The sequence below is a fragment of the Variovorax sp. OK605 genome (genome assembly GCF_900115445.1).
Classification (GTDB): domain Bacteria; phylum Pseudomonadota; class Gammaproteobacteria; order Burkholderiales; family Burkholderiaceae_C; genus Variovorax.
In genome coordinates, this window is sequence record NZ_FOWL01000001.1 from 303,897 (window position 1) to 319,999 (window position 16,103).

Annotated in this window: 16 protein-coding genes; 10 read left to right on the forward strand and 6 right to left on the reverse strand. The window is 68.8% G+C overall.

Annotated features, from left to right (window positions below; translation table 11 throughout):
* Nucleotides 1-44 precede the first annotated feature (44 nt).
* Entirely contained in the window at nt 45-989 is a 945-nt protein-coding gene (locus tag BM013_RS01375; protein ID WP_093121865.1) for a CAF17-like 4Fe-4S cluster assembly/insertion protein YgfZ, read from the reverse strand.
* Between the two features lie 147 nt (nt 990-1,136).
* Between BM013_RS01375 and mltG the strand changes: the two genes are divergently transcribed.
* The 6 genes from mltG to BM013_RS01405 all read left to right on the forward strand — a co-directional run bounded on the left by mltG (nt 1,137) and on the right by BM013_RS01405 (nt 5,780).
* Complete coding sequence (gene mltG / locus BM013_RS01380) at nt 1,137-2,159, forward strand: endolytic transglycosylase MltG (RefSeq protein ID WP_093121868.1); 1,023 nt, start codon at nt 1,137-1,139, stop codon at nt 2,157-2,159.
* Entirely contained in the window at nt 2,156-2,827 is a 672-nt protein-coding gene (gene tmk / locus BM013_RS01385; RefSeq protein ID WP_093121870.1) for a dTMP kinase, read from the forward strand. The genes mltG and tmk overlap by 4 nt, the downstream gene beginning before the upstream one ends.
* Entirely contained in the window at nt 2,824-3,837 is a 1,014-nt protein-coding gene (locus BM013_RS01390) for a DNA polymerase III subunit delta' (protein ID WP_093121872.1), read from the forward strand. Before tmk ends, BM013_RS01390 begins: the two co-directional genes overlap by 4 nt.
* A complete protein-coding gene (locus BM013_RS01395; RefSeq protein WP_093121875.1) occupies nt 3,834-4,214 on the forward strand; it encodes a PilZ domain-containing protein in 381 nt (126 codons plus the stop codon). Before BM013_RS01390 ends, BM013_RS01395 begins: the two co-directional genes overlap by 4 nt.
* Before the next feature lie 82 nt (nt 4,215-4,296).
* Nucleotides 4,297-5,103: a TatD family hydrolase gene (locus BM013_RS01400; RefSeq protein ID WP_093121877.1), complete on the forward strand. Its 807-nt coding sequence runs from the start codon at nt 4,297-4,299 to the stop codon at nt 5,101-5,103.
* Nucleotides 5,100-5,780, forward strand: a complete 681-nt coding sequence (locus BM013_RS01405; RefSeq protein ID WP_093121881.1) for an ankyrin repeat domain-containing protein — start codon at nt 5,100-5,102, stop codon at nt 5,778-5,780. The genes BM013_RS01400 and BM013_RS01405 overlap by 4 nt, the downstream gene beginning before the upstream one ends.
* Before the next feature lie 119 nt (nt 5,781-5,899).
* Here BM013_RS01405 and BM013_RS01410 read toward each other — a convergent pair whose 3' ends face one another.
* Nucleotides 5,900-8,530, reverse strand: a complete 2,631-nt coding sequence (locus tag BM013_RS01410; protein ID WP_093121883.1) for an AAA family ATPase — start codon at nt 8,528-8,530, stop codon at nt 5,900-5,902.
* The gene (locus BM013_RS01415; protein ID WP_093121886.1) at nt 8,527-9,651 is read right to left on the reverse strand and encodes a metallophosphoesterase family protein; all 1,125 of its coding nucleotides are present in this window, start codon (nt 9,649-9,651) and stop codon (nt 8,527-8,529) included. Before BM013_RS01415 ends, BM013_RS01410 begins: the two co-directional genes overlap by 4 nt.
* Nucleotides 9,652-9,766: 115 nt before the next feature.
* Here BM013_RS01415 and BM013_RS01420 point away from each other — a divergent pair, with 115 nt between their 5' ends.
* The 4 genes from BM013_RS01420 (at nt 9,767) to BM013_RS01435 (ending at nt 13,850) form a co-directional block, all read left to right on the forward strand.
* Nucleotides 9,767-10,690, forward strand: a complete 924-nt coding sequence (locus tag BM013_RS01420) for a LysR family transcriptional regulator (RefSeq protein ID WP_093121889.1) — start codon at nt 9,767-9,769, stop codon at nt 10,688-10,690.
* Between the two features lie 64 nt (nt 10,691-10,754).
* Nucleotides 10,755-11,753 (forward strand): tripartite tricarboxylate transporter substrate binding protein, encoded by a 999-nt coding sequence (locus BM013_RS01425; RefSeq protein WP_093121891.1) that lies wholly within the window; start codon nt 10,755-10,757, stop codon nt 11,751-11,753.
* A gap of 40 nt (nt 11,754-11,793) precedes the next feature.
* On the forward strand, nt 11,794-13,017 hold the full coding sequence (locus BM013_RS01430) for a CaiB/BaiF CoA transferase family protein (protein WP_093121894.1): 1,224 nt from the start codon (nt 11,794-11,796) through the stop codon (nt 13,015-13,017).
* A complete protein-coding gene (locus tag BM013_RS01435; protein ID WP_093121896.1) occupies nt 13,014-13,850 on the forward strand; it encodes an enoyl-CoA hydratase/isomerase family protein in 837 nt (278 codons plus the stop codon). Before BM013_RS01430 ends, BM013_RS01435 begins: the two co-directional genes overlap by 4 nt.
* 4 nt (nt 13,851-13,854) lie before the next feature.
* Here the strand turns inward: BM013_RS01435 and BM013_RS01440 are convergent, their stop codons facing one another.
* From BM013_RS01440 to BM013_RS01450, 3 genes are all read right to left on the reverse strand, one after another.
* The gene (locus BM013_RS01440; RefSeq protein WP_093121899.1) at nt 13,855-14,037 is read right to left on the reverse strand and encodes a hypothetical protein; all 183 of its coding nucleotides are present in this window, start codon (nt 14,035-14,037) and stop codon (nt 13,855-13,857) included.
* 111 nt (nt 14,038-14,148) lie between these two features.
* Complete coding sequence (locus tag BM013_RS01445) at nt 14,149-14,844, reverse strand: peptidoglycan DD-metalloendopeptidase family protein (RefSeq protein WP_256221351.1); 696 nt, start codon at nt 14,842-14,844, stop codon at nt 14,149-14,151.
* Between the two features lie 188 nt (nt 14,845-15,032).
* On the reverse strand, nt 15,033-15,920 hold the full coding sequence (locus BM013_RS01450; protein ID WP_093121901.1) for a class I SAM-dependent methyltransferase: 888 nt from the start codon (nt 15,918-15,920) through the stop codon (nt 15,033-15,035).
* Between the last annotated feature and the right edge of the window lie 183 nt (nt 15,921-16,103).

Below are 16,103 nucleotides of genomic sequence, written 5' to 3' on the forward strand. Positions count from 1 at the left end.
CCAAACGCCCGATGAACGGGCGTCTTGGGGGCAACGGTTTCAGCTCAGATGTCTTCGAGCAGCGCGTAGGGCAGCGGCTCGACGGTGAGCGCCGGCCCGTCGGCCGCGCCGGCATGCAGCCCGCCGGCTTCGAGCGCGGAAATCTGCATCGAGATGAGGGCGGCCCAGCCGCCACCGGGCGCGGAGGCGGCCTGCGCCACGGTGCCCACGGGTTGCTCGGCGTCGCTGGCGGCAAAGACTTCCTGGCCGGCGGAGACGGGTGCGTCGGCCTGCACGAGGTAGGTGCGACGCTTGAGCGTGCCGCGGAACTGGCTGCGCGCCACCACTTCCTGGCCGGGGTAGCAGCCCTTCTTGAAGTTCACGCCGCCGACCGACTCGAAGTTGATCATCTGCGGCACGAAGGCGTCGATGACGGGCGTGGTCAGCGTGACGATGCCGCTGCGCACCTCGCTCCATTGCCACAGGCCCGCGTCGAGCGCAGTGCCCACGGGGGCGGGCTGGTCGGCGGGGGCGATCCACAGCGCGCGGGGCACGCCGTCGGCCGGGTAGAGCGACACCACGCTCACGTCGCTGCCTGCGGCCGTGCGCTTGCCGGGCGGGGTGGCGGCGTCGAGGCCGTTGGCGGTGAGGGCGGTGCCGGCCAGGCCGTACAGCGCGAACTGCTCGGTGGCGTCGGTCAGCTTGACCTTGGCGCGCAGCACATACATCTGCAGCCGCTTGAGCGTCGAGGCCAGGATGTCGCGGCTGCAGACCAGCAAAATCAGCTCGGGTTGCGGCTTGATGCCGATGAAACTTGCGATCACACGGCCCTTGGCGGTGCACAGCGCGGCAAGCCGGGCGTCGGTGTCGCCCATCAGCGAGAAGTCCTGCGTGAGCTGCCCGTGCAGGAAGCTCGCGGCGTCGGGGCCCTCGGCACGAATCACGCCGAGGTGGCCGGACGGGGCGGACAGGGAGGGCGCGGTGACGCCATTGAGAACGACAGTGGTCATCGCTGAATTATCATGGCCGGGCCTGTTCCTTCGGGGCGGCAGGGACTCCGTCCTTGCAGCCCCCGGGGCCACCGTTTTTTTCACCGTCCGCGGCGTTTTCCCTTTCCGTTCTTCCCTCGTCTTCCCTCGTTTCCCCACATCGGCCCCGTGCGCAGCTTCTTCCTCACGCTCTTCCTGCTCGCCGCCCTGGTTGCGCTCGCGCTCGGCGCCGGCGGTCTCTGGTGGGTGCACCAGCCGCTCAAGCTGCCCGCGCCCAGCGTCGACCTGTCGGTCGAGCCCGGCACCACGCCGCGCGGCATCGCCCAGGCCGTGGCCGACACCGGTGTCGACGTGCAGCCGCAGCTGCTCTACCTGTGGTTCCGCGTGTCGGGGCAAGACCGCCAGATGCGCGCCGGCAGCTACGAGCTGGAACGCGGCGTCACGCCCAAGATGCTGCTCAACGTGCTGGTGCGTGGCGAGGAAGCCACGCGCAGCCTGGTGCTGGTCGAGGGCTGGAACATCCGCCAGGTGCGCGCCGCGCTCGCCAAGGCCGACCAGCTCAAGCCCGACAGCGTGGGCATGACCGACGACGCGCTGATGGCCAAGCTCGGCAAGCCCGGGCTGCACCCGGAAGGGCGCTTCTTCCCGGACACCTACACCTATTCGAAGGGCTCGACCGACGTGGCGCTGCTGCAGCGCGCAATGCGGGCCATGGACAAGAAGCTGGAGGCCGCCTGGGCCGCCCGCGCCTCCGACTTGCCGCTGAAATCAGCCGATGAGGCGCTTATCTTGGCCAGCATTGTCGAAAAGGAGACAGGCAAGGCCAACGACCGCGCGGAAATCGCGTCCGTGTTCACCAATCGCCTGCGCATCGGCATGCCGCTGCAGACCGACCCGACGGTGATCTACGGCATGGGCACGGCCTTCGACGGCAACCTGCGCAAGAAAGACCTGCAGGCCGACACGCCCTGGAACACCTACACGCGCGGCGGCCTGCCGCCCACGCCCATTTCCATGCCCGGCAAGGCCGCGCTGCTGGCGGCGGTGCAGCCGGCGCAAAGCAAATCGCTGTACTTTGTGTCGCGCGGCGACGGCACCAGCCAGTTCAGCAGCTCGCTCGACGACCACAACCGCGCGGTCAACCGTTTCCAGCGCGGCGGTGGAGATACCAAACCCAAGGCGACCCAATGAGTGACAACGGTTTGTTCCTGACGCTGGAAGGCATCGACGGCGCCGGCAAGTCGAGCCACCTCGACGCGCTGGAGGCGCTGTTCCAGGCCCAGGGCCGCACGGTGGTTCGCACGCGCGAACCCGGCGGCACGGCGTTGGCCGAGACGCTGCGCGGGCTGATCCTCGAGCAACCGATGGACCCGCTGACCGAATCGCTGCTGGTGTTCGCGGCGCGGCGCGACCATGTGGTGCAGGTCATCGAGCCGGCACTGGCGCGCGGCGACGTGGTGCTGTGCGACCGTTTCACCGACGCGACCTTCGCCTACCAGGGCGCGGGGCGCGGTTTCGACGACGCCGTGCTGTCGACCCTGGAGCAATGGGTTCAGGCGGGGAGGGCGGGCAGGGCGGGGCGCCCTGCTTCGCAACTGCTGCAGCCTGACGTCACGCTGTGGTTCGACCTGGCGCCCGAGATCGCGGCGCAACGGCTGGCAGGCGCGCGCGTGCCCGACAAGTTCGAGGCGCAGCCGGTCGAGTTCTTCCGGCGCGTTGCCCAGGGCTACGCGGACCGCGCATCGGCCGATGCACGGCGCTTCGTGCGCATCGATGCGAGCCAGGCACGCGACCAGGTCTGGCAACAGGTCGAGGCGGCACTGGTGGCGCGCGGCGTCTTCGCAGGAGCCGCCCGATGAGCGCTTCGACCTTGTCGCCCTGGCTGCATCAGCCGCTCGCCGAACTGCTGCGCCAGCGCGGCCATGCGTGGCTGCTGCAGGGGCCGTCGGGCATCGGCCAGTACGAACTGGCACTGGCGCTGGCCTCCGCCTGGCTGTGCGAGCAGCCGACGGCCGAAGGCACGGCCTGCGGCCATTGCGCGAGCTGCCACGCCATCGAGGTTCGCACCCATGCCGACCTGTGCGTGCTGATGCCGGAGGTCGCCATGCAGGAACTCGGCTGGCCGCTCGACGAAAAGGCCCAGTCCGACATCGACGACAAGAAGCGCAAGGCCAGCCGCGAGATCCGCGTCGAGGCGATGCGCGACGCGGTCGGCTTCGCCCAGCGCACCAGCGCGCGCGGCCGCGGCAAGGTGGTGCTGGTGTACCCCGCCGAGCGCATGAACACGATCACCGCGAACGCGCTGCTGAAGACGCTCGAGGAGCCGGTCGGCGACGTGCGTTTCGTGCTGGCCAGCGAGGCCGCGTGGCAACTGCTGCCGACCATCCGCAGCCGCTGCCTGGGTTTCACGCTGCCGTGGCCCGAAACCGCCGAGGCCGAGGCCTGGCTGGCCGCGCAGGACGTGCCCGCCGCCGATGCCGCGGCCTTGCTGCGCGCCGCGGGCGGCCGGCCGAGCGATGCCTTGCGGCTCGCGCGCTCGGGCCAGTCGCCCAAGGCATGGGCCTTGCTGCCCAAGGCCATGACGCGCGGCGAGGTGGGCGCCCTGTCGGACCACGCGCCGGCCCAGGCCGTCAGCGCGCTGCAGAAGCTCTGCCATGACCTGATGGCGGTCGGCAACGGTGCCGAACCCCGGTTTTTCGAGGCCAACGACCTGCCGGCGGCCCCGTCGCGGCTGGCGCTGGCGCGCTGGTCGAAGTCGCTCGCGAGTGCCGCGAGAACCGCCGAACACCCGTTCAACGCGGGCCTGATGCTGGAAGCGCTTGTGAGCGAAGCGCGAACCACCCTAAACTCTGCCGCTCGTCGCCCATGAACCAACCCGCCGCCCCTTCACCTGCCGCCGCCACACCGGCCCGGCCCAGCGTCATCCAGCTCGCCATCAAGGAAAAGGGCGCGCTGTACGCGGCGTACATCCCGCTGTTCGCCGAAGGCGGCATCTTCATTCCGACCTCGCGCGAGTACCGGCTCGGCGACGACGTCTACGTGCTGCTCACGCTGCCCGAAGACCCGCAGCGCTACCCGGTGGCCGGCAAGGTCGCCTGGATCACCCCGGCGCGCGCGGCGGGCAACCGGGCGCCGGGCGTCGGCATCCGCTTTCCGTCGGATGAAAAATCGCGCCAGTTGAAGGCGCGCATCGAGGCCGCATTGGGCGGCTCGATGGCTTCCGACCGGCCCACGCAGACCATCTGAGTTTTCCGCCGTCCTGGTGACGCGGAACTCTGCGGACGGCGCCATCTCCCACAGGAGCGAGCGTCGCAGCTCGCCATTTCCGATGTTCACAGACTCCCACTGCCACCTCACGTTTCCCGAATTCGCAGACCAGATGCCGCAGATCCGCGCCGCCATGGCCGCCGCGCAGGTCGACCGGGCCCTTTGCATCTGCACCAAGCTCGAGGAGTTCGACGACGTCCAGGCGCTGGCCGCCAGCTACGACAACTTCTGGGCCAGCGTGGGCGTGCACCCCGACAACGAGGACATCGCCGAACCGAGCGTTGAAGAACTCGTACGGCTTGCCGCTCGGCCCCGCGTGGTGGCCATCGGTGAAACCGGCCTCGACTACTACCAGATGGAAGAACGCAAGGGCGGGCGCAGCATCTCCGACATGGAGTGGCAGCGCGACCGCTTCCGGGTGCACATTCGCGCGGCGCAGCAGACGGGCAAGCCGCTGATCATCCATACGCGCGAGGCGTCGGCGGACACGCTGGCGATCCTGAAGGAGGAGGGCGAGGACGGCTCCCCTGGCGCGGCCGGCGGCGTTTTCCATTGCTTCACCGAGACCGCCGAGGTGGCGCGCGCGGCGCTCGACCTGGGTTTCTACATCTCGTTTTCGGGCATCCTGACCTTCAAGAAGGCCCAGGACCTGCGCGACGTGGCCGCTTTCGTGCCGCTGGACCGCATGCTGATCGAGACCGACAGCCCGTACCTGGCGCCCGTGCCGTACCGCGGCAAGACCAACAACCCGTCCTATGTGCCGTTCGTGGCACAGCAGATCGCCGAACTCAGAAAGATGCCGGTGGAAGCCATTGCGAAGGCCACGAGCGACAACTTCGAAACGCTGTTCAGGGAAGTCAAATCATGAAAAACTACTTTAAGAAATCGATATATCTTGTTGTCATGGCTGCATCTTTTGCAGCGCATGCGGGTTCGTTCGAAGACTTTTTCCGTGCCGTGCGCGGCGACAACGCGAGTGGCGTGCGCACCTTGCTGCAGCGTGGTTTCGATCCGAACACGCGCGACGAACACGGCCAGACCGGCCTGCTGATCGCACTGCGCGAGCCGTCGCCGAAGGTCATCCAGGTGTTGATGGAGTCGCCGCAGACCAACGTCGACATCGCCAACGCCAAGGACGAAACGCCGCTGATGCTGGCCGCGATCAAGGGCCAGCAGGAGCTGGTCAACCAGTTGCTGAAGCGCGATGCGGCCGTCAACAAGACCGGCTGGACGCCGCTGCATTACGCGGCGACCAGCGGGCAACTGACCATCATGAAGGTGCTGCTCGACAACTACGCCTTCATCGACGCGCAATCGCCCAACGGCTCGACGCCGCTGATGATGGCCGCGATGTACGGATCGGGCGAAGCCGTGAAGCTGCTGCTGGCCGAAGGTGCGGACACGACGATGAAGAACCAGCTGGGCATGACGGCCGTGGACTTCGCGAACAAGGCGAACCGGCCGGAAGCGGCATCGTTGATCACGGCGGCCGCGGCTTCGAGGGCGAATGCGCCAAAGGCTGTGCCGAAGGATGGCAAGTGGTGAGTCCGGGGCTCCTGCTGGAACTCTGGATAAATCACACAATGGTGATTATGTTAAATAAAGGATTGCCGAGCCGAAGGCAATGACCGAAACCGGCCTTCCCCATGGAAGGCCGTGTTGTTTCAGGCGATGCTTCGCGCCACCACGCCCAGGTCGCGCCAGGCTTCCGGGTGGCAGCTGAAGATCAGAATCTGGTGGCGAGTCGCTGCGTCGTACAGCACGCGCTTCATCTGGCCCAGTCGTTCTTCGTCGGTGTGCACAAGCGCATCGTCCAGGATCAGCAGCGTCGGCTTGTTGGCTTCCTTCAGCAAGTCGGCATAGGCCAGCCGCGCCACGACGCCCATTTGTTCCCGCGCGCCCACGCTCAGCTCCTCGAACGCGCCGCTTTGAACGCCGCGCACGCCTTGCCGCGTGATGCGCCCCGGTGACAGGTCATCGCCGACCTCGACCTGCGCGCCCGGGAAAAGAATCTGCAGGTAGTGGTCCAGATGCTTCTGCAAGGGCGCTCGCAGCCGGCGCGCCAGTGCCGAGCGCTTTTCGCGCAGCAGCTTCAGCAAGTGGTCCAGCGCCTTGGCACGCCGATCGAGCTCCGTGCATCGCCGCGCGGCGTGTTCGAGTTCGCGTTGCTTCTCCGACGCGGTTTCTTCCTGGCCCAGCGCGCCCTTGGTCTCGAGTTCGACTTCGAGCCGCGTGATCTCGTTGGCCCGCTGGCCGTGCGCAGATTCGGCCTGCCGCGCGCTGCGTTCGAGCCGCTCGACGTCCTGCGCAAGCACCGGCAGGTTGACCGTCTGCAGCTGCTGCGCGAGTTCGCCGACCTTTTGCTCGATGGCCGACTGCTGCGCCAGTGCATCGGTGAGTGCTTCGCTGGCTTCGCGCTTGCGGCCGGCGCGCATCGGGTCGGCCAGCGTCGCCTGCACCGCGGCGAGTTCGTCCTCGGCGGCCTTGACCTGTTCGCGTGCGTGGCCGACCTGCACCTTCGCGTCGTTGAGCGCCGAGGAGGCCGCTTCCAGCGCCCCGCGGGCAGCGCCCTCCTCCGATTCGGCCTGCGCGGCCGATGGCACGGCCGCGCCGCTCGCCGGAGCCATCGCCTGCAGGACTTCCTTCGCCTCGGCCAGGCGGGCTTCGCGCAACGCCACGTCCGCGGCCAGCGCGCCAAGACCCTTGGGCGCCAGCGCCGACAGCACGGCCTCCGCCGCACTGGCTTCGCCTTTGCGCAGCGCATGCAGCCGCACACGTTCCTCGACGGCGGCCACGTTGTCCGCGCGCAGCGCTTGCAGCAGCGCAGCCAGTTCGTCACGGGCGCGGTCGCGTTCGACGCCGAGGCTCTCGAGGTCGGCGCCGCCCGGCAGCACCGTGATGCGGCCGACGCCTTCGATCTCGATCTCGGTCCGCGCAATGACGGTCTGCCGCGCCGAGCCGGTGACGTCGGCGCCGCCCACCCGAACCCGCGCCCCGGGTTGCAGTTCGAAGGCCAGTGCGGTCGACACCGCATCGAGCCGCGCCTGCGCCGTGCGCAGCATGTCGGCACCGCGCTGCAGCCGCTTGAGCTCGCCGTCGGGCACGGCCAGCGATTGCGCGTCGGCCTGCAGGCGTGTGACTTTCTCCTGTTCGCCCTTGGCTTTCGCCAGGTTCTGCGCCAATGCAGAAAGCTGCTCGGCCAGGCTTTCGACGGTCTTTTCCTGCGCGATCCGCGACGCGGCCTGACGCGCCAGCCGCAAGGTGTCGCGCGCTCGCGCATCCGCTTGCGCCGCGGCCGCATGGCGCGGCTCCCAGGCTTGCAGCTCGCCCAGCGCCTTCTCCAGCCCGTCCTTCACCGTCAGCAGGTTCTTCTCGCGCTGCACGACCGTGGCCTCTTCGCGCTCCATCGCCTGGAGCTGCGTGCGCCAGGAGCCGACCTGCGCCACGACCTGCTTGAGTGCCGCGTCCTGCGCGGTCTTCCGCTCGGCCAGCCCCTTGCCGTCGCTCAGCCGCTGCTGCGCGACGACAAGCTGCTCGCGCAGCGCCACCCAAGGCCGCGCCGCGTCGTCACGCTGATGCTCGCGCCGCAGCCCCGAAAGCCGGTCGACGCCCGACCGATACGCCTCGATGTCGGCATGCAGCCGCGCCAGCTCGGCCTCGAGTTCGGTCCGCAGCTTGAGCGCATCCGCAAAGGCGCCGCGCGGCGCGCCGCTCGCCGGCGTGAGCAACTCATTGCGTTCGCTCTCGACCGCCTTCAGCACCGCATCGCCCTGGCTCGAAGCCAACTCGCCCAGCGATTCACCGAGCGCATTGCGCAGATGGTCGCTGGCAAAGCCGACGGCGTTCGAAATGTCGTGCGAAGTGCCCTGCTTGATCCACAGCAGCCCCGGAATGCCCATGTGCTCCGGCGTGCTCGCGCCCTTGCCCGGAAAGCGAAAACCCAGCAGCGCCGCCAGGTGGTCTTCGGCCACGGCGCCGTCCATCGCCTTGCCGTCGATGACGAGCTCGCAGCGCTTCTTGCCGAGGAAGGCCTTGGTGAGCTTGACGGGCTTGCCGTCGAGTTCGAAATCGAGCTCGACCGTGGGCGTGACCGCGCTTTCGCCCCACGGCCTCAGATGCTCGACCGCGCTCGAGCGATGCCGCTCGAAGAACGCGGCGCGAATCGCCTCCGCGATGGTCGACTTGCCCGACTCGTTGGGCGCCGCGAACAGGTTCAGCCCGTCCGTGAAGCCGCCAATTTCGAGCGGTGCGCGGAACAGCTTGAAGTTCTCGATGCGAAGACGCTGCAGCTTCATGCGCCGACTCCCGTGCGCGAACCTTGCGCGTCGAGGATGCGGGCCAGCGTCAGAAGCGCGTCGCGGGCCAGTTCCGCATCGGCATCGGCTTGCTGCGCGCGCAGTTCCTGCAAGGCCTCGCCGACGAAGCCGTCGGCATGCAGGGCCTGGATGTCTTCTTCGGTCGGCTCCAGCCGCAGTGCCTCGCCGTCCCACACCAGCGCGCGGGCGCGGGCCCGCGCGGCTTCGAGTGCCGTGCCCAGCTTGCGATGTGCGCCCAGGTCGCAGCTGCCATGCGCGCGCAGTTGCAGCACGTCGTTGCCGTCGATTCGATCGAGCCGTTCCACCAGCTCATCGACGTCGGACAGCACGGAAAGCCGTGGCTCCAGTTGCTGCCACGCGAACTGCCCCGTGCGGACAGTCTCGACTTCAGGCAGCGCGCCGGCGCCCGCAATGGACACCAGCAACGCCTGCCCCGAATCGTTGGCCCGGAAGCGATCGGTCTCGGGCGTGCCCGCGTACCAGGTGCGCTCGTCGATCTGCCGCGTGCCGTGCCAGTCGCCCAGCGCCAGGTAATCCAGCCTCGCCTCCCCTGCCCGCCCCGCCGCAATGGGATTGGCCGAGTCGATGTCTTCCGACAGGATGCCCTGCACGCACCCGTGCGCCAGGCCGATGCGCGGCAAGCCGGCGTCGTCGGGGGCCGCGGCAAACCAGTCGGTGAGGTCGCCGTAGGTGTGGCGCTGCGTCAGCGGCGCCGGCAGCAGCACGAACTTGCCCGCGACGGTGTGCGGCTTCGGCGCGAGGCAGCAGACCACGTTCGGCGCGATCGCGCCCAGGCGTTCGGCCCGGCTCCATACCGATTCGCTCAAGGCCGAATCGTGGTTGCCCGGAATCAGCAGCCACGGGCCGGCAAAGCCCTGCATCGCGTTGAACATGCGCCGGATGGTCTTGTCGGACACGGTCTGCAGGTCGAACACATCGCCCGCGACCAGCACGGCATCGACCTTGCGTTCGGCCGCAATGCCGGCCAGCCGCTCGACCACCTTGAAGCGCGCCTCGAACAGCGCCGCGGCGTCGTCGGGCTCGAACTGCGAGAACACGCGGCCGATCTGCCAGTCCGCGGTGTGGAGCAAAGAAATCATGCGTGGCCCTCCCTTTGCCTCTCGCGTCTTCTGCACGTCATCTCAAAACAGCGAGCATCTTAGAGGGCTCGCAGTATCGGGAAGCGCGGATCTCCCGATATCCTCGGCGGCGCCCATGACCTCCCGCCTCCACTTCGACCTCACCACCGTCCAGCTGTTCATCGCGACCGCCGAGCTCGGCGGGGTCACGCGCGGCGCCGAGCGCCTGCACATGGCGCCGGCCGCGGCCTCGCGCCGCATTCTCGAACTGGAATCGCAATTCGGCGTGGCCCTGTTCGAGCGCCGCCCGCACGGCATGGTGCTCACCGACGCCGGCCGGGCCATGCTGGCGCATGCCCGCAGCATCACGCACACCGTGCTGCGCATGCAGGACGACGCGGCCTCCTACCTCGGCGGCGAGCAGGGCGTGGTGCGGGTGGCGGCACCGAAGTCGGCGGTGATCCAGTTCATGCCTTCGGACATCGAGCGCTGCGCCGCGGCCTGCCCCGGCGTGCGCATCGACCTGCAGGAAATGAACAGCCAGGTGGTGCAGCAGGCGTTGCGCCGCGGCGTGGTGGACATCGGCATCTACGAGGCCAGCCTCGGCGCCATCGACCTGCCCACGCTGCCCTACCGCAGCGACGAGCTGGTGGCGGTCACCGCGCGCGCCCATGCGCTGGCCGGCAGCAGGCACGTGACGCTGGACGACGTGCTGGCCTGCGACCTCATTGCGCTCGGCGAAGGCTCTGCCATCTCGATCATGCTGGAGCGCCTGGCCGACGAGGCCGGGCAACTGCTGCGCATGCGCATGCGCGTGGGCGGCTTCGACAGCATTGCCGCGCTGGTGGCGCAGAACCTGGGCATCGGCGTGATGCCCGCGGCCATTGCGCGCCACGTGGCCGGCGGTGCCCGGTTCGCGCGGCTGCCGATTCGCGGCGACTGGGCGCGCCGGCAGTTCGTGCTGTGCCATCGCGCGCCGGAAACGCTCTCGCGCGCGGCCGCCGGCGTGGCCCGGGTGCTCGCGGATACGCAAACCGCGAATCCTGCTTCGCCCAAATAGCGATGGCGCCCGGTGCGGGCATTGCGCACCATCCGTCGGACTCAAACAACGACGGAGACAACCGATGCAACGCAGAAGCTTCACCCTGGCGGCGACGAGCGCCCTTGCCGCCCTGGCCACGCCAGCCCTCGTGCGCGCCGCCAACGAATCCGGCGCATCCAGCGCACCCACCGGCCCCGTGAAGATCGTGGTGGGCTTCGCGCCCGGCGGCGGCACCGACGTGCTGGCGCGTGTCATCGGCCAGAAGCTGGGCGTGCTGTGGAACACCACCGTCATCGTCGAGAACAAGCCCGGCGCCACCGGCGTGATTGCGGCCGACTACGTGACCAAGCAACCGCCCGACGGCACCACGCTGCTGATGGCGCACGTCAACAGCCATGCCATCGCGCCCGCGCTGCTGCAGGGCGTGAGGTACGACCCGCGCAAGGACTTCACGCCGCTCACGCTGGTGGGCGTCACGCCGAACATGCTCACCTGCAGCCCCGAGCAGAAGGTGCGCACGCTGCCCGACATCGTGGCGCTGTGCCGCCAGCGGCCGGGTCGCGTGTCCTTCGGTTCGTCGGGCATCGGCTCGGCGCAGCACCTGGCCTTCGAGATGTTCAAGCTGCAGGCCAAGGTCGACGCGGTGCACGTGCCCTACAAGGGTTCGAGCGCGCTGATCGTCGACCTGCTCGGCGGCCAGATCGACTTCGCCTTCGACACCATGACGGCCGCCACGCCTTTCGTGAAGCAGGGCAAGGTCATCGCCATCGCGCAGACGCGGCTGCAGCGCGCGCGCAGCCACCCCACCGTGCCCACGCTGGCGGAGTCGGGCTTTCCGGGGCTGGACGCGGCCTCGTGGTACGGCCTGGTGGGTCCGCGCGGCATGCCGGCGCCGCTGGTGCAACGCATGAGCGAGGACATCAACCGCGTGCTGGCCATGCCCGACATCGCGCAGCGGCTCGACGAGTTCGGCGCCGAAGACGCCGGCGGCAGTCCGCAGAAGTTCGCGGCCTTCATCGTCTCCGAACACGCGAAGTGGGCCAAGGTGGTCAAGGACGCGGGTGTGCGCGCGGACGCCTGAAGCCATTTTTTTTGAATTCCCCTCCCGAAAGATCGAACAGATGAGCGACAGCGACACCCCCTCCTCCCGCCCCCTGCCGCTGGCCGGCGTTCGCGTACTCGACGTGAGCCAGGTCATGGCCGGCCCCTATGCCTGCATGCTGCTGGCCGACCTGGGCGCGGACGTCGTCAAGGTCGAGCCGCCGCAAGGCGGCGACCAGACGCGCGGCGCCATGGGCTTCAAGCTCAAGGGCTCGGACAGCATGGGCTTCCTCAACATGAACCGCAACAAGCGCAGCATCACGCTCGACCTGAAATCGGAGAGCGGCCGCCAGGTGCTCTACCGCATGGTGAAGGAGGCCGACATCCTGGTGGAGAACTACCGCCCCGGCGTCATGAAACGGCTGGGCACCGACTACGAGACGCTGAGCGCCATCAACCCGAAGCTGGTGTACGTGAGCATCTCGGGCTTCGGCCAGACCGGGCCATGGGCGGCGCGCCCTGGCTTCGACCTGATGGCGCAGGCCATGTCCGGGATCATGAGCGTCACCGGCTACCCCGACGGCCCGCCGGTGAAGGCCGGGGTGCCGGTGGCCGACATCGGCTGCGCGCTGTTCGCCACCTACGGCATGCTCGCCGCGTACATCGGTGCCAAGGCCACGGGGCGCGGCCAGTACGTCGACGCCTCGCTGTTCGACTCGGCGCTGGCGTTCTCCGTCTGGGACATCTCCGAGTACTGGGGCACCGGCCGCGAGCCCGAGCCGCTGGGCACGGCCAACCGCATGAGCGCGCCCTACCAGGCCATGAAGGCGGCCGACGGGCACTTCGTGATGGGCGCAACCAACCAGAAGCTGTGGCAGACGCTGTGCAAGGTCATCGAGCGGCCCGACCTGCTCGACGAAGAGCGTTTTTCCACCGTGTCGCTGCGCCTGGCCAACCGCCTCGCGCTGGTCGAGTCGCTGGAGCGCAGCTTCGCGCAGGACACCAGCGAGAACTGGATCGAGCGGCTGCTGGCCGTCGGCATTCCGGCCGGCCCGATCCTCACCTACCCGCAGGCCTTCGAGAGCGCGCACGGCAAGCACCGCCAGATGCGCATCGAGATCGACCACCCCGTCGAGGGCAAGGTGCCGAACATCGGCTTCGCAGTGAAGATGGGCGGCACGCCGCAGCAGGTGCGCCGCCCGCCGCCGCTGCTCGGCGAGCACACGGCCGAGGTGCTGGCGGAGTTCGGCATTGCGGCGCAGGAACAGCGCGAGCTGGCTGCGGCGGGAGCGTTCGGCGCATGAGCGGCGAAGCACGCAATTCACCGGCACGCGGCGAAGGACGCACTTCGCCGGCGAGTGCCGAAGGAACCGTTTCACTCGCCGTCGCGGGCCCCATCGCCACGCTGACCTTCGATCGCCCCGCCGCGCGCAACGCGATGACCTGGGCGATGTACGAGCAGCTGGCGGCGCACTGCGAGGCGCTCGCCTCGCGCGCCGCCGAGGTGCGCGTGGTGGTGATGCGCGGCGCGGGCGGCCAGGCCTTCGTCGCGGGCACGGACATCGCGCAGTTCAAGCACTTCGAAGGCGGCGATGACGGCGTGGCCTACGAGCGGCGCATCGACGCAGGCATCGGCCTCGTCGAGCAACTGCCGATGCCCACGCTGGCGGTCGTCGACGGCTGGGCCGTGGGCGGCGGGCTGGCCATTGCGACGGCCTGCGACTTTCGCATCGCCACGCCGGGTGCGCGTTTCGGCGTGCCGATTGCGCGCACGCTGGGCAACACGCTGTCGTCGCTGAACTTCGCGCGGCTGCGCGCCGCGTGGGGGCTGCAGCCGGTGCGGCGCATGCTGCTGCTCGCGCAGATCATCGGCGCGGACGAAGCGCTCGCCTGCGGCTTCCTCGAACAGGTCTGCGCGGCAGAAGAACTCGATGCGGCGGTGAGCGCGCTGTGCGCGCGGCTGGGTGCGCTGGCACCGGTGACGCAGGCCGCTGCCAAGGAGGCGCTGCGCCGCGGCACGGCCCAGGGCGCGCCCGACACCGACGACCTGGTGCGGCGGTGCTACGGCAGCAGCGATTTCAGGGAAGGCGTCGACGCCTTCGAGGCCGGGCGCCCGCCTGCGTGGCAGGGGCGCTGAGCGACTAGGCTTTCGGAACGAAGCCCGACGCGCACTCTTCGACCAGGGCGGCCGATTGCGTCACCTGTTCGGCGATCTGGTCGCGCATCGGCTTCCAGTCGCGGCTGAACTGCGCCAGCAGAAACCATTGCGTCGCCAGCGCCAAGGCGATGCCGACCGCAACCAACATCCAATCCATGAGTTCCATGAACGCCCCTTCCTGAGAACAGGGGGCGAGTCTGCGCATTTCGAGGGCGCGGCGATATCACCAATTCGGGGGATGCCTTTCGCCAGATAGAGCGCCGATCGGCCGAGAAAGTCAGCGCGCGGTCAGGTACTGGCGCGGGTCGACCGCGTTGCCGCGGTAGCGGATCTCGAAGTGCAGCTTGCTGCGCCCGCTGTCGCCGCCGCCAAGGTCGGCGATCTTCTGGCCGCGCTCCACGCGCTGCCCCTGCTTGACCTGCACCGTGTGCAGATTGGTGTAGACCGACATGTACGAGCCGCCGTGGTCGATCATGACCACGCTGCCGTAGCCGCGCAGCATCTCGGTCACGGCCACCTTGCCCGCGCCCATCGACACCACCGGGTCGCCCGGATTGGCCGCGATGTCGACGCCCTTGTTGCTGCCGCCGTTGAAGCCCGCGATCACCTGGCCCGGCGCGGGCCAGCCCCAGTCGCTGCGGCGCGATGCGGGCGGCGTGGCCGGCTCGGGGTCGCGGGCCTCGCGGTTCCTCGGCGGCCTTGCGCGCTCGGCGCTTGCGCTCCGGGGCGGCGGCGAAACATCGGGTGGCGCCGAGGCCGTGGCGCCGCCCGGCGGCGCAATGCGAAGCACCTGCCCCGCCTCGAGCTTGTCGGGGTCCTGCAGGTTGCTCCAGCGGGCGATGTCGCCGGTCGAGCGGCCGGTCTTCGATGCGATGCGGTAGAGCGTGTCGCCGGGCTGCACCACGTACTCGCCGGGGCCCGCCACGGGCATCTTCGGCGAGGTCGAGCACGCCGCCATCATCACTGCCGCCACGAGCGCGATGCACGCGCGCCAACCTCTGCCTGCCCTGCCTGCCCTGCCTTCTGGGCCTGCTCGGCCTGTCCTGACTGTCACAACCACTGCGGGAGTCCTTCCTGGATTACCTGATGGCGCGTCCCAGTCGCCGGGGCGCGTTCGAATAATCCGCAGAGGCTACCAGCAGTCGCCGGCCCGCCGAAACCTCACATCATCGCGGCGGCTCTTTCTTGCGGCCCGCGCCGGGCGATGCACATCAGCGACAGCGCGCTGGCGGGCGCCGCCGGGTCGCGGCCCGACAGCGCGTTGCCCATGCGGTACTTCCATTGCGCCGGGCCGACGTGGCCTCGCAGCGCATCGGCGCCGATCTGGTGGTTGTGCGGATGCACGCTGACCTCGAAGCCCAGCGGTTCCAGCGTGTGCTGGAAGAACTCCTTCGTCACGCCGTCGCCGGGCCGGTGGTGAATCTCGGTGCGCAGGCCCCACGACTGCTGGCTGCCCGACTTGTGGAAGCCGTGCCGCGTCATGCGGTAGACCCACAGCCGCGCATCCCAGAGGAATTTGGCCAGGCCCTTGTAGTCCCAGGCCGTGAGCTGCGGGTCGTGGTCGGTGATGAGCACGCCGTAGGGCTTCACCAGCCGCGCGCCCTCCCGCAGCACCGCGTCCATGTCGTCGCAGTGGTGCAGCGAGGCATTGATCACCACGATGTCGGCCACGCCCGAGTTGAACGGCGTGTGCGCCGCGTCGGCCAGCACCGCCGTGTAGCCGAGCCGCGAAGCCAGCTCCAGCGACCCCGCGGCCACGTCGACACCCACCAGCAGCTCGGGCTTGCCGCCCAGCGTGGCGAACACATTGCCGGGGCCACAGCCCAGGTCGATGACGACCTTGCCGGTCCAGTCGCCGCCCGCGGCGAGCCACCGGCTTCGGAAGTGCGCGTCGCGGTGGCAGAAGTCCAGGTACTCCTGGGCCCACCCGGCATTGCCGAAATACGTGGCATTGGCCTCCAGCCCTTTCGAGATATTCGGTATTTCCGCCTCGAAGTAGAGATCACGGGGCCTGAGAACTACACCTGGTAATAGGATGTCGCTTAACATTTTTAGCCCTCATGAAGATTGATTCTCGATTGCTTTGAATGAATTCGGAGTTTTGGCTATTTTCCGATTTTGTACAGCGATTTTTTATTCAGTTACAGAACCGGCGAATTGATAACAGCACCAAATCCGGTCAATGTTTCCTGATGCGAGCGCCGCAGCGGTGCGTTTTACGCATCGCTCCCC

What these genes read in the sequence shown, in the direction of transcription:
- BM013_RS01375 (WP_093121865.1), bottom strand. Translation starts at nt 989, where the DNA reads ATGACCACTGTCGTTCTCAATGGCGTCACCGCGCCCTCCCTGTCCGCC.
- tmk (WP_093121870.1), top strand. Translation starts at nt 2,156, where the DNA reads ATGAGTGACAACGGTTTGTTCCTGACGCTGGAAGGCATCGACGGCGCC.
- BM013_RS01390 (WP_093121872.1), top strand. Translation starts at nt 2,824, where the DNA reads ATGAGCGCTTCGACCTTGTCGCCCTGGCTGCATCAGCCGCTCGCCGAA.
- BM013_RS01395 (WP_093121875.1), top strand. Translation starts at nt 3,834, where the DNA reads ATGAACCAACCCGCCGCCCCTTCACCTGCCGCCGCCACACCGGCCCGG.
- BM013_RS01400 (WP_093121877.1), top strand. Translation starts at nt 4,297, where the DNA reads ATGTTCACAGACTCCCACTGCCACCTCACGTTTCCCGAATTCGCAGAC.
- BM013_RS01405 (WP_093121881.1), top strand. Translation starts at nt 5,100, where the DNA reads ATGAAAAACTACTTTAAGAAATCGATATATCTTGTTGTCATGGCTGCA.
- BM013_RS01410 (WP_093121883.1), bottom strand. Translation starts at nt 8,530, where the DNA reads ATGAAGCTGCAGCGTCTTCGCATCGAGAACTTCAAGCTGTTCCGCGCA.
- BM013_RS01415 (WP_093121886.1), bottom strand. Translation starts at nt 9,651, where the DNA reads ATGATTTCTTTGCTCCACACCGCGGACTGGCAGATCGGCCGCGTGTTC.
- BM013_RS01420 (WP_093121889.1), top strand. Translation starts at nt 9,767, where the DNA reads ATGACCTCCCGCCTCCACTTCGACCTCACCACCGTCCAGCTGTTCATC.
- BM013_RS01425 (WP_093121891.1), top strand. Translation starts at nt 10,755, where the DNA reads ATGCAACGCAGAAGCTTCACCCTGGCGGCGACGAGCGCCCTTGCCGCC.
- BM013_RS01430 (WP_093121894.1), top strand. Translation starts at nt 11,794, where the DNA reads ATGAGCGACAGCGACACCCCCTCCTCCCGCCCCCTGCCGCTGGCCGGC.
- BM013_RS01435 (WP_093121896.1), top strand. Translation starts at nt 13,014, where the DNA reads ATGAGCGGCGAAGCACGCAATTCACCGGCACGCGGCGAAGGACGCACT.
- BM013_RS01440 (WP_093121899.1), bottom strand. Translation starts at nt 14,037, where the DNA reads ATGGAACTCATGGATTGGATGTTGGTTGCGGTCGGCATCGCCTTGGCG.
- BM013_RS01450 (WP_093121901.1), bottom strand. Translation starts at nt 15,920, where the DNA reads ATGTTAAGCGACATCCTATTACCAGGTGTAGTTCTCAGGCCCCGTGAT.